The sequence below is a fragment of the Campylobacter sp. RM16190 genome (assembly GCF_012978835.1).
Lineage (GTDB): Bacteria > Campylobacterota > Campylobacteria > Campylobacterales > Campylobacteraceae > Campylobacter_A.
Window position 1 is genome coordinate 1 of sequence record NZ_LIWS01000008.1, and the last position, 13,810, is coordinate 13,810.

The window sequence follows — 13,810 nt, forward strand, 5'->3', positions numbered from 1 at the left end:
ACAAGGCCTTTAAAATCTATAGACTCCTATAAATTAATATTGTCGGTAGGGATATCTTCTATTTTAATAATTACAGTTTTAGTTGCAGATTCATCAGTAACTGATGTAGAATATTGATTTCCATTAGGATCCCATTTAGAGTCATCGGTTTTGTTTACATGATCACCACCACTTCCACCTATTATAGTAAGTGTTTCACTGCCATTAGCTTTATCTATATCCAATACATCTTGTGCGGTTATATTGAGTTTCGCGTTGTCTGTTTCAGGCAGCTTAATAGATTTGATGTTGTTATTATTTATATGTTTTAAATGAGACAAATCTATCGTATCTTTTCCTGAAATACTATCTATATTTACATTACCATCTTTTTCAGTAAAATTAATTTCTGTTTCAAATTTCATTTTATTATCTATTTGTGAATTATTAGTTTCGGCAACCAATACATCATTATCACCCTCGCCGCCATTGACAAGCTCTACCTTCGATCCGTTTTCTATTACTATTACGTCTGAATCCCCGCCTTTAGGTATGCCGTAATAACCATAATCAGTATCGCCTGATATACCCTGAACTGTAGATTCATTAGTTATTACTATCGTATCTTTTCCTGCATCACCTGCTATAGAGTATGTAGTTTTAGGTAGAGTTATAGTTCCTACAGTAGCACTGTCCACTATGATAGTATCGTCATCTTTGCCAAGATATACCCCGTGTTTTACTGATGCACCTTTTGAGACTTCAACAGTATCGTTTCCTCCTCCTGTCTCTACGCGAGCATTACTATAAATGACTTGTGTTCCCTCGCCGGTTATGGTTACTTTATCATCATCTTCTCCGGCATTACTTAGAGGTCCTCCACTATCAATCCTGCCTACTAGTGCACCGCCTTCAATTTTAATTTCATCGTTTCCGTTGCCAGTTATAATATGTTCCCGTACAATTGTTTGTGTTCCTGTATTTGTTCCGTTTGTTCCTATTACAGTTACAGTGTCGTTGCCTTTTCCTTGTAAAAATACACCATATACATCAGCACCATCACTAATCTCTACTGTGTTTTTTCCAAAGCCATTTATGCCTTGCTCTACTTTTGTCCCTTCTCCTTCTACTTTTATTCCGTCCTCTCCTTCTCCTAAATAAATAGTATTAATTTTTGCTCCGGAATTTATATTTACTTTATCGTCATTTTCTCCGCTATTAATATCTCTGACTTCAGCTTTACTAGTAACATTTATTGTATCATCTCCATCGCCGCTATAAATACTTTGTGTTTTAGATTTGCTAGTAACATTTATTTTATCATCTCCATCGTTACCTTCAATACTGCCTGTTGTTTTTAATTCATTATATAAAAACTTTTTTACTAAGTTGTTTTTATAAGTATCGGTTTTAGAAAATTCTTCCCAAACTTTGTTGTTGTGCTCCCATATTTCATACCTTTTTTACTAAACTCTTCATACTCTTCATCACTATAAATATCAGGCAAGTCTGGCTCAGGAAGAAGATTATCAGGCTTAGGTCCTGTGTAGACATCTTTATATACTGGAGTAATTTTTTCATAATATACGTTTGCTCCTTCTTCAACATTTATTGTATCATCACCCTCGCCACCTGAAACCTTATCCTTTACTACGGTCGATTTTCCAGAAACAGTTATAGTATCCTTGCCACCACCCCCTTCAACGCCACCTTGAATAATGGAGTTATTTTTTATTTCTATAGTATCGTCTCCATCATTGAATCCGCCTCCGTCTCCTAAGACAACAGAACTAGATTCATCTTTAAATTTAGGGTTTGCTCCTATTGTGGAATTATCTACTATGATAGTATCCTTGCCGCCTTCTCCTATTATTTTAAATCCTACTTTAGAATCTTTAACTGTAATCTTGGAATCTGAATAATGTCCCGCATATATAGTACCATGTACAGTAGAATTATCTAAAGTTATCTCTCTGTCTCCTAATCCGTTTAGGTCTAGCGATTGATTGACTACTGAATCTTTTATAGTTACTTTTACATTTCCTGCGAAATTATGATTATCCTGAGTATCTCCTTTTTCTACAATCTCTCGCTCTATTCCACTTCTAATTTCCTTTTCTATAAGAGAGCCTCCAAGTATTTTTATCTCTCCTGCTCCTTTTCCTGCTTCTATATTTCCACTAACTGCCACTTCTCGTTCTTTGCCATCGTCTCCCATTACTTTTATTTTTTTACCTAGTATTGATTTATTATCTAAAGTTATATAATCATCGCCATCTCTACCATAGATACTAGCTCCTACTTTCGCCTCTCCATCCATATTTATAACATCATCTCCGTCGCCTGTATTTATATTGCCATCAACAGTAGATTTGTTTGTCATTGTGATAGTATCCGCACCATCGTTTGTAAAGATATCGCCTTTAACTATTGTGCCTTCTCCATCTATAGATATGGTATCTTTACCGTCTCCGGTGTTAATATCGTTTGTTATCTTAGCTCCGTTTTTCAAAGTTATCTCATCATCTCCTGTTCCAGTAGAGATAAAATCAACGGTTACGCCATCTATGGTGATATTATCCGCTTTATCCGATCCAAATACTCTCACGGGATTTGTATCCTGATCATCTAATACGACTACTCTGTTTTCTAAAGCATTGTATTTTGCTTCATTTACTGAATTTGTTATTACCAGAGGCTTTGCCTCGTCAGAACCAAAAATAACAGTTCCTTTTTCGCTTGTCTTTGAATACCAACCGCCCTCTTTGATAAATTCGCCATCAATAAAGGCTTTATCGAATTTATCATCACCCTTTTGGACTACGCCTTTTTCAAGATTATATTCTCATACTATTTCACTAAACCAATTAGATATATTACTTTTGTTTTCCACTTCAAAACCATCGGTTTTATTGTGAGCTTCAGAGTTATTGTCTATTTTATCCAACTGACTGTTTAAAGCTTTAAAATAGTTAGTGTTTGCTCCGTTGATTTGTGTACCTGAATTATCGGCTGTTGAAGTTGTTTCAATATTACTTCTCATATCATTGTTTGTGCTTGTAGATGTGTATGATGCCATCTCTCTTACATATACAGATGAAGGCAGCTCTATTCCTTTTGGTTGTTCATGTTGATTTGGTTGTTCAGGATTTATAGGTGATTGATTGTTTGATTCTGTTGTGTTAGGAATAGGGCTAGAGTTTACACCTGATATATTTGTATCTGATTGTGGTGAATTGTCTAAATCTCCAAAAGACCTAAATACATTGCTTATATACCCAGAATCTGTAAAGCTGGTTCCTCCTAGACTGATTCCTTCTGCGCTGATAGATCCGCCACCGCCTGCCGCAGTAGCTTCTAAATCTTGTAGTCCTTGTCCTTCCAGTATAGATTTTTGCAAATCGTTTATGTCGGCTAATACATTGCTATTAGAGCCAGAATCTATTAAAGATTCATCCAAAACAAGTTCATCATTTCCCAGTATAGTTATTTCTGTGCCATTTGGGCTAACAATAATAGCTTTAGCGTCAGGAGACAAGGTTACTACTCTTTCGCCAATCATTAGTTCATCGCCTACTTTCAAAATTCTCTCGTTGCCTAAAGAGTCTCTTGCAACAACATTACCAGATAGTTGTTTTATAGTACCTACTAAATTTGACATATGAATCCTTATTAAATTTTATTTTGTGTGAATTATATCGAGAAATGCGACATTAATATATTGTACTTATGTACAGTATGAAGCTGAATCTATAAAATATATTTTTATTGTGATGAAGTAAAGCTTTTTAAAAACTAATTTTTTTGTTTTCATGATTTATTAGCCAAATTTTTGTTTTTAAGCCTTCGCCGCCTGAGTATCCGCCAAGTGAGTTGCCGGCAACCACTCGGTGACAAGGGATGATGATAGGGATTTTGTTTTTGCCGTTTGCAGAGCCGACCGCACGGCAAGCCTTTTGTCTGTCTATATTTTTAGCAAGCTCGGCGTAGGTTATAGTCTTTCCGTAAGGAATTTTAAGCAGCGCTTCATATACGCTTTTTTGAAAAGGAGTGCCTGAAATTTGAAATTTGCATTTAAACTCGCGCAAATTTCCTTTGAAATACTCATCAAGCTCTTTTAAACAAAGCTTTAAATTTTCATCTTTGACCTCTGTTTTTACAAATTTATCCACGAAATTTAGCTCGCAAATTCCGTTTTCGTCTGCGCAAATTTCTAAGATGCCGACAGGGGATTTGAAGTAGGCTTTTTGCAAATTTACTCCTTTTGTTTTGATGCTTTTAAATTTAGCAAATTTTAGTTTAGTTTCTTATGCGTTTTTGGATAAAATAGGGCTAAATAGTTAATGTATTAAGCAATATGTTAAGCATAATTTAGCAAATTTAAACCAAGAAAATTAAAGATAAAGGATAAGTGATGGATTTTTTTAAAGAGTATGAAAAACACGTTGATGAAAGGGCATTGCTTGGTATTCCACCGCTTGATTTAAGCGTAGAACAGACACAGGAAGTTTGCAAGCTTTTAAAAGCGGGCGATAAAAGGCAAGCCGAGCTTATAAATTTGCTTGCTACAAGAGTAAATCCGGGCGTTGATGACGCGGCTAAGATAAAGGCTGAATTTTTAAACGAGATTATAAATCACGATCTTAAAATTTCAGGCATTAATAAGCTAAGCGCGGTAAGCATGCTAAAGCCCATGCTTGGCGGATATAGCGTGATCGTGCTTATAGCCTCGCTTCAAAATAGCGATAAAGCAGTGGCAAAGGCTGCCTGTGAAGTGCTTAAAGAGACGATTTTCGTGCATGATTATTTTAATGACGTGCTAAATTTAAGCAAGAATAACGAATTTGCGCTTGAGGTTATCAACTCTTGGGCACATGCCGAGTGGTTTTTGTCGCGCAAACCGCTTGATGAGGTTATAAAGGCGGTTGTCTTTAAGGTGCCAGGCGAGACGAACACCGATGATCTAAGCCCGGCCAGTGAGGCATTTACTCGCTCTGATATCCCGCTTCATGCTAATGCCATGCTTATTAGAAGACAGCCCGGAAGCCTTGAGAAGATAAAAGAGCTTAAAAAAAGCGGACGTGAAGTAGTTTACGCAGGCGATGTGGTGGGTACCGGCTCAAGTAGAAAAAGCGGCATAAACTCCATCCAGTGGCATCTTGGTCGCGAGATAGAGGGCGTGCCAAACAAAAAAACAGGCGGCATAGTTATTGGCACGACTATCGCTCCGATATTTTTTAACACTGCAGAAGATAGCGGCGCACTACCTATAATCGCTGACGTAAGCTTGCTCGAGACGAGCGATGAGATAGAAATTTATCCGTATAAAGGCGAGATAGTGCGAGCGGGTAAGGTCGTAAGTCGCTTTACGCTTATGCCAAATACCCTACTTGATGAAATTCGAGCAGGCGGGCGTATACCGCTTATCATCGGTCGAGGGCTCTGTATGAAGGCTAGAGCGGCACTAAATTTAGGTGCTGAGGATATATTTACTAAGCCTACACAGCCTAAGGATGAGGGCGAATTTGGCTTTACTCTGGCTCAAAAGATAGTAGGCAAGGCGTGCGGCATAGAGGGTGTAAGGCCAAATTCTTACGTCGAGCCTTTGACTTTGACCGTAGGCAGTCAAGACACCACGGGGCCTATGACAAGAGATGAGATAAAAGAGCTTGCAAGCCTTGGATTTTCGGCCGATTTTGTGCTTCAGAGCTTTTGTCATACGGCTGCTTATCCTAAGCCAAGCGATGCGATTACGCATAAGACTCTGCCGAAATTTATGAATTCTCGCGGCGGAGTTAGTCTAAAACCAGGAGACGGAGTCATACACTCGTGGCTAAATCGCATGGTGCTTCCGGATACCCTTGGAACGGGCGGCGATAGTCATACGCGCTTTCCTATCGGCATAAGCTTTCCTGCAGGAAGCGGTCTTGTGGCGTTTGCGGCGGTGCTTGGCGTAATGCCTTTAAACATGCCCGAGTCCGTTTTAGTGCGATTTAAAGGCAGGCTTCAAAGAGGTGTTACGCTCAGAGATCTTGTAAATGCGATACCTTATTATGCTATTAAGCAAGGACTACTAACCGTAGAAAAGAAAAATAAAAGAAACATCTTTGCGGGCAAAATTTTAGAGATTAAAGGGCTTGAGAGTCTAAAGGTAGAGCAGGCTTTTGAGCTAAGTGACGCTTCAGCCGAACGCTCCGCAGCTGCCTGTGTGGTGGCTCTTGATAAAGCACCGGTGATAGAGTATATAAGATCAAATATAACTCTCATTGAAGCGATGATAAAAGCAGGGTATGAAAGCAGGGCGACTCTTGAGCGAAGAGCTAACAAGATGCGTGAGTGGTTGGCAAATCCAACCCTCCTAAAAGCCGATAGTAACGCCAAGTACGCCGAAGTGATAGAGATAAATTTAGACGAGATAACCGAGCCGATACTTGCTTGTCCGAACGATCCTGACGATGTGGCGACTCTTAGTGAAATTTTAGCCGATGAAAGACGTGCTAAGAAGATCGATGAGGTCTTTGTGGGGAGCTGCATGACAAATATCGGACACTACCGCGCTTTAGCCGAAGTGCTAAGAGGCGAGGGCGAGATACCTACGCGCCTTTGGGTTGTGCCGCCTACGAAGATGGATAAGGATAAGCTTGAGCGTGAGGGGTACTATGACGTGTTTAGAAGCATAAAAGCGCGTATAGAGGTGCCCGGCTGCTCGCTTTGTATGGGAAATCAAGCTCGAGTCGAGGATAACGCCGTGGTCTTTTCGACTTCGACTAGAAATTTTGACAACAGAATGGGGCTTGGCGCGAAGGTCTATCTTGGAAGCGCAGAACTTGCTGCGGTTTGCGCTCTGCTTGGAAGACTTCCGAGCGTGGAAGAGTATATGAGGATAGTTCCTCATAAAATCGCAGGCAAAGAGGATGAAATTTATAGATATCTAAATTTTAATGAGATAGAGAATTTTAAGATAGATTAAATTCCGATTTAAGCGGGTAAATTTGCGAATTTGCCCGCTTGCTAAAGGACTAATATGCATGAAGCAACTCCTTTTTTTATAATCCTAATACTTCTTATCGTAACTTTCTTTATGGCTTTAATCAGACCCAAAGGCATACGTAAGCTAAGAGCGCTTCTTATATGGTTTTTAGTGTTTTTTGGAGATTTGTTGGTAATTTGGATTGTTGGTTATTATTATAGCTATAAGTATGCAAATATAAATATCTATGACGAGCCTAGTATAAATGCTTATTATTTGGGAGAGAGTAAAATTATGAAGGATAATATATATAATTTCCCTGTATTATATCCTACTACAACTAGATTATTCAATTTTCCCGAAAACGTAACCGATGCAAATTTTATATCTTTAATGAACGGCTATGTGGATTTTATAGACTATAAAGAAAAAAGCGAAAACAATGCCACAAACGGTAAGTATTTTAGAATTTATCTTGATAATGATGGAGCCAAAGAGTGTTATTTGTCCACTAAGATAAGCGTTAAAACCTTTTTAAAAAACATCTCAAACAGCCTAATAACTCCTGATGAGCTAGAAAGGTTTTATAACGAACTGCATTCAAACAAAAAAGACGAGAAACAAATCATTAAAGATGTAGAGATACTAATTCAAGATAGAAATATTTCTGTAGCCAATATAGAAATACCGAAGAAAGTAATAAAGTACATTACTGCTAGAATGAAAAACCTCAAAGAGATCTACAAAGATAAATGTATAGCCCGTAAAGAAATTTCAGAAGATGAGATAGCTCCTATTGAGATTTTAACCCAAGATCCTCATGGTCGACCGATGGAACTTAAACCTAATATAACAACTATATTTGATAATTTACTTGGAATAGAATTTAACTATGGAGGAATTATAAAAGATAGAAACACAGGTAAGATATTGGCGGATAATATATATATTATGGTTAGATATAAAGGCATAATGGTAGAGAGTCTTATAAAAGCAGTTGGTAGTCAATCAAGAATATCTTCAACCCGCTGTGACGGTGGTAAGAAGTATCATTTAGAAGAGTGCAATACTAAACTAATAACAGAATTCTTTAAAAAAGATAAGAGGTAAAATTTGAGGCTTCTTTTGCCTCAAATTTGTAGTATCAAAATGAAATTTTATAGCCCAAGCAGGCTTTTAAGCACCATATAAATTATCGCTGCCGATCCACCAGCTATCGGTAGAGTTATAACCCAAGCAAGCACGATAGGCTTAACCATAGCCCAGTTTGCATCCTTATTAAAGACTCCTATTCCAAGAACAGCTCCTATTAGAATATGTGTTGATGAAACAGGAATACCAAGCTTTGTAGCAAAGAGTATCACAGCGCTAGCTCCAAGCTCGGCGCTAAAACCAGTGGTTGGCAGTATCTCTGCAAGTTTAGATCCTATGGTCATGATAACTTCTTTGCCTAAAAACCAGAGTCCTACAACGAGTGCGATACCAAACGTTATCATGGCTATATTTGGAATAGGTGCAGTAGCGTTTATGCTTCCGGTTTTTAATACGTCTAAAATAGCTGCAAAAGGTCCGACAGCATTTGCTATATCGTTTGCTCCATGGGAAAAGGCAAATGATGAGGCTGTAAAAATTTGAAACCAAGAGAAAATTCTATTTGTGCTTTTTTCGGCATCGCTTTTACTCATTACATTTATCATTGCCAAGGTTGCAAGGTATGTTACTATACCTATAACACATATGATCCAGATAGTTCCTATGAGTCCTACATCAAAATTTAGATGTTTAAGCCCCTTAAATAGCATCATCGCAGATATTATAATCGCTCCTACTGCTGCTACGATAGGGATATGCTTTCTCATAGCTCTAAAGGTATCTATTGTTTTTTCGCGCTCTTTCATAGATTTTATAGCCATCTTGTATTCGCTTTTTTCAGCGTCTATATTCTCTTCGTCTATTATCGCTATTTTGCTTAATATTCTTATCTGCTCTTCTACTGGCTTTGTTTTTAGATCTCTTAGATACTGCTCCTTGAAGCTCTTTCTCTCTTTTTTAAGCTTTTTAAGCTCAATCGTAGAAATTCTAGTCGGATTTATAATTCTTGTTTTTATATAGCTATATATCGAGTAAGATAAAATTCCTCCAAGAAGCGGAGAGATGACCCAGCTAATAGCTATCCTGCCAATACCTTGCCAAGATACCATACCCAACGCCTCTTTTCCGTCCATTGTCATAAAACCCATAGTAAGCCCAGCTCCTACAATGCCTCCTACTATAGAGTGAGTAGTTGATATCGGAAGCCCTTTTTTAGAAGCGATAAATAGCCATAATCCAGAACTTAATAGTGCTGACATCATAATAAGCACGAAAAGCATCGGGTCTATCCCGGTTTCAGGAAAGCGTATAATACCCTCTCTAATTGTCTTTGTAACCTCTCCTCCGGCGAAAATAGCTCCACTTAGCTCAAATACGGCAGCTATTATAAGAGCTTGCTTGATTGTAACCGTCTTTGCTCCTACGCTTGTTCCAAAGGAGTTTGCAACGTCGTTGCCACCGATATTAAACGCCATAAATATACCAAATATGCTGGCTATTAAAAATAGTAAGAAATGATGAGACGGGATGTATTCGTATCCCCAGATAAAAAATCCTATAGTAGCTACTGAAAATAGAATAAATGCGAACAGATTATCGCGTGACAAGGTGACCTCCAGAATAAGTCAAAGTGCAATAATTATATCTATAATTTTTTTAAAATAGCCAAAATTTAAGACATTTGCGTATAAAACATGATTTTAACTATCGCACAGTTTTATTGCAAATTTGATCGCCTCTATATAGCTTGAGGTGTCAGCAATGCCTTTATATGCGATATCAAATGCGGTTCCATGATCAACGCTTGTTCTAATTATTGGTAAATTTAGGCTTACGTTTATGCTTTTATCAAAGTAAAGCGCTTTAAGCGGTGCTAGTCCTTGGTCGTGATAGATAGCTACTAGTCTGTTTAAATTTTTAAGAGAGCTTGGATTAAAGGCTGCATCTGGAACAAGAGGGCCTATAAAAATATCTTTTTTAAAATATATGTTAGCTTTTTCTATGGCTATTTTTATTTCATTTTCTTCTTTACCGCCAAGTACTCCGTTATCGCTTGCATGAGGATTAAATCCTAAAACTCCTATTTTTTCAAATTTTGTGCATTTTTGAAGTGATATGAGAAATTTATAAAATTTTTTTGATTTTATCTCTTTTGACACCTTACTAAGGGCTATGTGATCAGTAAAAAGTGCCACAAAAAGTTCGTCGCATCCAAGCATCATTATCGCATCTTTTTTAAATTTATGCTTTAGATAATCTGTGTGGCCTACAAAAGGCACTTTAGCTTTACTCCAAGCTTCTTTGTTGATTGGTAGAGTTGTTATCGCGTCTACCTTGCCTTTTTTGGCTAGTTTTATGGCATTTTTAAAAGAGTCAAACGAAAATTTACCACTGTTTTTGCTAATTTTGCCGGGCTTTATATCAAAACACTTTCCACATTCATAAAAGTTCATATCACTTGGAATGCTAAGATTTAGCTTTTTAGCAACAAGGCTTAACAAGTCTTTATTTATGCAGTAGATTGCCGTTACAAATTTAGAAATTTCTTCATGAGCTTTTAGTGCAATTTCAGGTCCTACGCCATTAATATCGCCTAGGCTAATTGCTATTTTACGCACTCTATCATCTCTTTTATGGCTTGTTTAAGTCCTACAAAAACACTTCTGGCAATTATACTTTGTCCGATATTTAGCTCTTTAATTTCTGGGATCGACGCTATGTCTTTTACATTTTGGTAGTTTAATCCATGTCCGGCAGCTACTTTTAGCCCCAAATATTCTCCAAATTTAGCGGACTCTTTTATCTTATCAAGCTCTAAATTTATAAGTTCTTTTAGCTCTTTTCTGCTTTTTTGTAACTCTTTAATTGAGTAGTTTGTATTGGCTAGATTCGAGTTTAGCATTAGATAAGTATTTGCGTATGCGCCTGTATGAAGCTCTATCCAATCTGCTTTTAGTCCATGTGCCAGCTGGATACTCTCCTCGGTTGGATCTATAAAAAGAGATACTTCTATCTCGTTTTCTTGAAGCTTTCTTGTAACTTCTTTCAAGTTTGGTATTTCTAAATTTAATCCGCCTTCGGTAGTTAGCTCTTCGCGCTTTTCCGGTACTAACGTAGCTCTTGAAGGTTTTAATTTTAAAACTAAATTTATTATCTCAGAGTCAATAGAACACTCTAAATTTACAGGAATTTTTGAGTGAGTGATAATATTTTTTACATCTGTTTCATGTATATGACGACGATCTTCTCTAAGATGAATAGTTATCTGATTGGCGCCTGCTAAATAGGCTTCAAAACTAGCCAGCAGAACGTCAGGATCGTTTACTTTACGTGCCTCTCTTAAAACAGCTATATGATCAATATTTACACCAAGAAGCATTTTTTGTCCTTTTTAAGACGATTATATTAAATTTTGCTTTAAATTTACAATTGTTATAATCTAAAATCAAATTTTAAAGGATAATACCATGACTATTAGAGAGCGAATTTTAGAAGATATTAAGACTGCTATGAAAGAAAAAGACAACTTCAAGCGTGATACATTAAGACTTATAAACTCTGCAATAAAACAGGTTGAGGTTGATGAGAGAGCCCAGATGAGCGATGAAAAAGTACTTGCAATACTCCAAACTCAGATTAAACGTAGAATTGACTCTGTCGAGCAGTATAAAAAAGGCGGCCGGGATGATTTGGTGCAAAATGAAGAAAACGAGATAAAGATTATCTGCGAATACATGCCAAAACAGCTAAGCGAGGATGAGCTAAGAGCCGAGATAGAAGCGATAATAGCTGAGCTTGGAAGCGGAGCCAATATAGGTGCAGTAATGAAAATAGCAAAAGAAAAAATCGGCGCTAGAAGCGATGGCAAAAGTATAAGCGATTGTGCTAAAAAGCTTCTTTCTTAAACACGTAAATTTACAAAAAGAGATTTTTAAAATCTCTTTTTGTAGTTAAATTATTTTTTATCGTTTGGTATGCTCTCTTCAACCATAGCATCAATAATCTTAAACGTATTGCTACTAAGCTCTTTTAGTTTTGTAAATCTATCTACAAATTTTGAAATATCTTTCATGGAGTAGCCATTTTCGGACTCTTGTAGATTTTTGTAAATCAAACTACTCATCTCTTCTGCAGGAAGTTTTATTTTGTCATAACTCTTTGAGTTGCTAAAGTAATTTTTGCAGTCATTTTCATACCAGCTTCTCATATTATCAGATTGCCTTTGCATATCCTCGTCATTTCCTCTTTCGTTAATGACGTTATTGTATGCAGTTTGTTGATATGTTACCTGCGTTATTTTTCCTATTATTCCCACTGTCTTGTTTTCTACATATTTTGAAATTTTAGCGGTTTTTGTAGCGCCTTGGCTAAATACATTAATAGCCTCTCTGAAATTTGCAACACTTACATTTGCTACTTGGGCTATCTGTGTTATTTTATTTGAGTTATCGTTTAGTTCGTTTGTCTGTTGTTGAAGTGTTTGGATATTTATTCCTATTTCACTTGTTGCTTTTTGTGTATTTTCAGCTAGTTTTCTCACCTCATCTGCTACTACGGCAAATCCTCGTCCGTGTTCTCCCGCACGTGCCGCTTCTATAGCTGCATTTAAGGCTAGAAGGTTGGTTTGCTCTGCTATATCTTTAATTAGATTTACAACTGATGAAATTTCATCAGTTCTGTTTGTAAGGTTTCTTATAGCCTCACTCGAGTCTGTTATAAGATTTTCTAAATCACTCATATTAGAACTAAGCTCATTTACCGCTACTATGCTTTCGCTAGCCCTGTTCGATGTCTCTTGAGCCATAGTAGCTATCTCTGTTAAGTTTTTGATACTTTGATCAAGATCATTTTGAACATCAACAATGCCACTATTTCCATTGCCAAGCTCGCTAAATTTCTCTGACAGAACTCCTCTTGTTTTACCTTTTTGTCCGGCTTTAATACCCTCAACGCCTTCACTCATAGACTCTGCATTGCTTTTAAAAAGTCCTCTAAAACCCTCTACAAATATATTTCTATAGGCTATTCCATTTTCTGCTGATTTTACGCATGTGCCCATCTCTCTTTGCAAAGCTTCTATTTGATCTAGAAGGTCATTGATTCCAAGTGCAATTTGTCCTATAGGTTCATTTGGATCTATATCCAAAATTCTAGGTTCTAAAATACCGTTTCTAGCTTGTGAGATAACGCTTAAAATTTCATCATAATTTACTTTTTTGCCAAAAAACATAATTTTTCCTTTTATAGTCTTTGTAAGTTATTCATTAGCTCATCATAGCTTGTATTTTTTTCTTGTAAAATTTGCGTCAACAGTTTTCCTGAAGCATCTATTCCACCACTTTTTTCTGCATCCAAAAGCCTTTGATATAAAGGTATTATTATTTCAAGTGCTTTAGGATTTGGTTTTCTGCGTACGGAGTAATATCCTATGATGTTGCCTTTTTCATCGATTGATGCGGTAACATTTGCAAAAACCCAATAATAAGATCCGTCAAAACTTCTGTTTTTGACATATGCAAAAATTTCTTGTTTGTTTTTAATGTATTCCCATAAAAATTTAAAAATAATTCTTGGCATATCAGGATGTCTTACTATATTATGCGGTTTGCCTATAAGTTCTGAACTTTTAGCTCCAACAATATCTGCAAAAGGCATATTACAATATGTTATTTTTCCTTTTGTATCCGTCTTTGAGACCAAAAAAGCATCACTACTTACTTGTCGCTCTTTTGAACCATTTGATGTGTAACTCATTTTTTCTTCTTTTTA

At 36.8% G+C, this 13,810-nt stretch carries 12 protein-coding genes; 3 read left to right on the forward strand and 9 right to left on the reverse strand.

Annotation, left to right across the window (positions count from 1 at the left end; all coding sequences use genetic code 11):
• Positions 1-26: 26 nt before the first annotated feature.
• The 4 genes from CDOM16190_RS08310 to CDOM16190_RS08325 form a co-directional block, all read right to left on the reverse strand.
• The gene (locus CDOM16190_RS08310) at positions 27-677 is read right to left on the reverse strand and encodes a hypothetical protein (RefSeq protein ID WP_170020052.1); all 651 of its coding nucleotides are present in this window, start codon (positions 675-677) and stop codon (positions 27-29) included.
• Between the two features lie 686 nt (positions 678-1,363).
• Complete coding sequence (locus CDOM16190_RS08315; RefSeq protein WP_170020054.1) at positions 1,364-2,587, reverse strand: hypothetical protein; 1,224 nt, start codon at positions 2,585-2,587, stop codon at positions 1,364-1,366.
• 237 nt (positions 2,588-2,824) lie between these two features.
• Complete coding sequence (locus CDOM16190_RS08320; RefSeq protein ID WP_170020056.1) at positions 2,825-3,640, reverse strand: retention module-containing protein; 816 nt, start codon at positions 3,638-3,640, stop codon at positions 2,825-2,827.
• Between the two features lie 127 nt (positions 3,641-3,767).
• Positions 3,768-4,232 (reverse strand): methylated-DNA--[protein]-cysteine S-methyltransferase, encoded by a 465-nt coding sequence (locus CDOM16190_RS08325; RefSeq protein WP_170020058.1) that lies wholly within the window; start codon positions 4,230-4,232, stop codon positions 3,768-3,770.
• Between the two features lie 161 nt (positions 4,233-4,393).
• Here CDOM16190_RS08325 and CDOM16190_RS08330 point away from each other — a divergent pair, with 161 nt between their 5' ends.
• On the forward strand, positions 4,394-6,949 hold the full coding sequence (locus CDOM16190_RS08330; protein ID WP_170020060.1) for a bifunctional aconitate hydratase 2/2-methylisocitrate dehydratase: 2,556 nt from the start codon (positions 4,394-4,396) through the stop codon (positions 6,947-6,949).
• A gap of 54 nt (positions 6,950-7,003) precedes the next feature.
• Positions 7,004-8,059 (forward strand): hypothetical protein, encoded by a 1,056-nt coding sequence (locus CDOM16190_RS08335; protein ID WP_170020062.1) that lies wholly within the window; start codon positions 7,004-7,006, stop codon positions 8,057-8,059.
• Between the two features lie 47 nt (positions 8,060-8,106).
• On the opposite strand, the gene CDOM16190_RS08340 is transcribed toward CDOM16190_RS08335, so the two are convergent.
• From CDOM16190_RS08340 to CDOM16190_RS08350, 3 genes are all read right to left on the reverse strand, one after another.
• Entirely contained in the window at positions 8,107-9,648 is a 1,542-nt protein-coding gene (locus tag CDOM16190_RS08340) for an inorganic phosphate transporter (RefSeq protein ID WP_170020064.1), read from the reverse strand.
• Positions 9,649-9,741: 93 nt separating this feature from the next.
• A complete protein-coding gene (gene pdxA / locus CDOM16190_RS08345; RefSeq protein ID WP_170020066.1) occupies positions 9,742-10,659 on the reverse strand; it encodes a 4-hydroxythreonine-4-phosphate dehydrogenase in 918 nt (305 codons plus the stop codon).
• Complete coding sequence (locus tag CDOM16190_RS08350) at positions 10,647-11,420, reverse strand: pyridoxine 5'-phosphate synthase (protein ID WP_170020068.1); 774 nt, start codon at positions 11,418-11,420, stop codon at positions 10,647-10,649. Before CDOM16190_RS08350 ends, pdxA begins: the two co-directional genes overlap by 13 nt.
• 88 nt (positions 11,421-11,508) lie before the next feature.
• On the opposite strand from CDOM16190_RS08350, the gene CDOM16190_RS08355 reads away from it, so the two are divergent.
• Positions 11,509-11,946, forward strand: a complete 438-nt coding sequence (locus CDOM16190_RS08355; RefSeq protein ID WP_170020070.1) for a GatB/YqeY domain-containing protein — start codon at positions 11,509-11,511, stop codon at positions 11,944-11,946.
• Between the two features lie 50 nt (positions 11,947-11,996).
• Here CDOM16190_RS08355 and CDOM16190_RS10860 read toward each other — a convergent pair whose 3' ends face one another.
• Together CDOM16190_RS10860 and CDOM16190_RS08365 are read right to left on the reverse strand one after the other, a co-directional pair.
• Positions 11,997-13,271 (reverse strand): methyl-accepting chemotaxis protein, encoded by a 1,275-nt coding sequence (locus CDOM16190_RS10860; protein ID WP_170020072.1) that lies wholly within the window; start codon positions 13,269-13,271, stop codon positions 11,997-11,999.
• A gap of 11 nt (positions 13,272-13,282) precedes the next feature.
• Positions 13,283-13,795, reverse strand: a complete 513-nt coding sequence (locus CDOM16190_RS08365) for a PAS domain-containing protein (protein ID WP_170000800.1) — start codon at positions 13,793-13,795, stop codon at positions 13,283-13,285.
• Between the last annotated feature and the right edge of the window lie 15 nt (positions 13,796-13,810).

Bases quoted from the DNA above. Each gene is read 5' to 3' on its own strand.
- CDOM16190_RS08320 (WP_170020056.1), bottom strand. From the start codon at position 3,640: ATGTCAAATTTAGTAGGTACTATAAAACAACTATCTGGTAATGTTGTT.
- CDOM16190_RS08330 (WP_170020060.1), top strand. From the start codon at position 4,394: ATGGATTTTTTTAAAGAGTATGAAAAACACGTTGATGAAAGGGCATTG.
- CDOM16190_RS08335 (WP_170020062.1), top strand. From the start codon at position 7,004: ATGCATGAAGCAACTCCTTTTTTTATAATCCTAATACTTCTTATCGTA.
- CDOM16190_RS08350 (WP_170020068.1), bottom strand. From the start codon at position 11,420: ATGCTTCTTGGTGTAAATATTGATCATATAGCTGTTTTAAGAGAGGCA.
- CDOM16190_RS08355 (WP_170020070.1), top strand. From the start codon at position 11,509: ATGACTATTAGAGAGCGAATTTTAGAAGATATTAAGACTGCTATGAAA.
- CDOM16190_RS10860 (WP_170020072.1), bottom strand. From the start codon at position 13,271: ATGTTTTTTGGCAAAAAAGTAAATTATGATGAAATTTTAAGCGTTATC.
- CDOM16190_RS08365 (WP_170000800.1), bottom strand. From the start codon at position 13,795: ATGAGTTACACATCAAATGGTTCAAAAGAGCGACAAGTAAGTAGTGAT.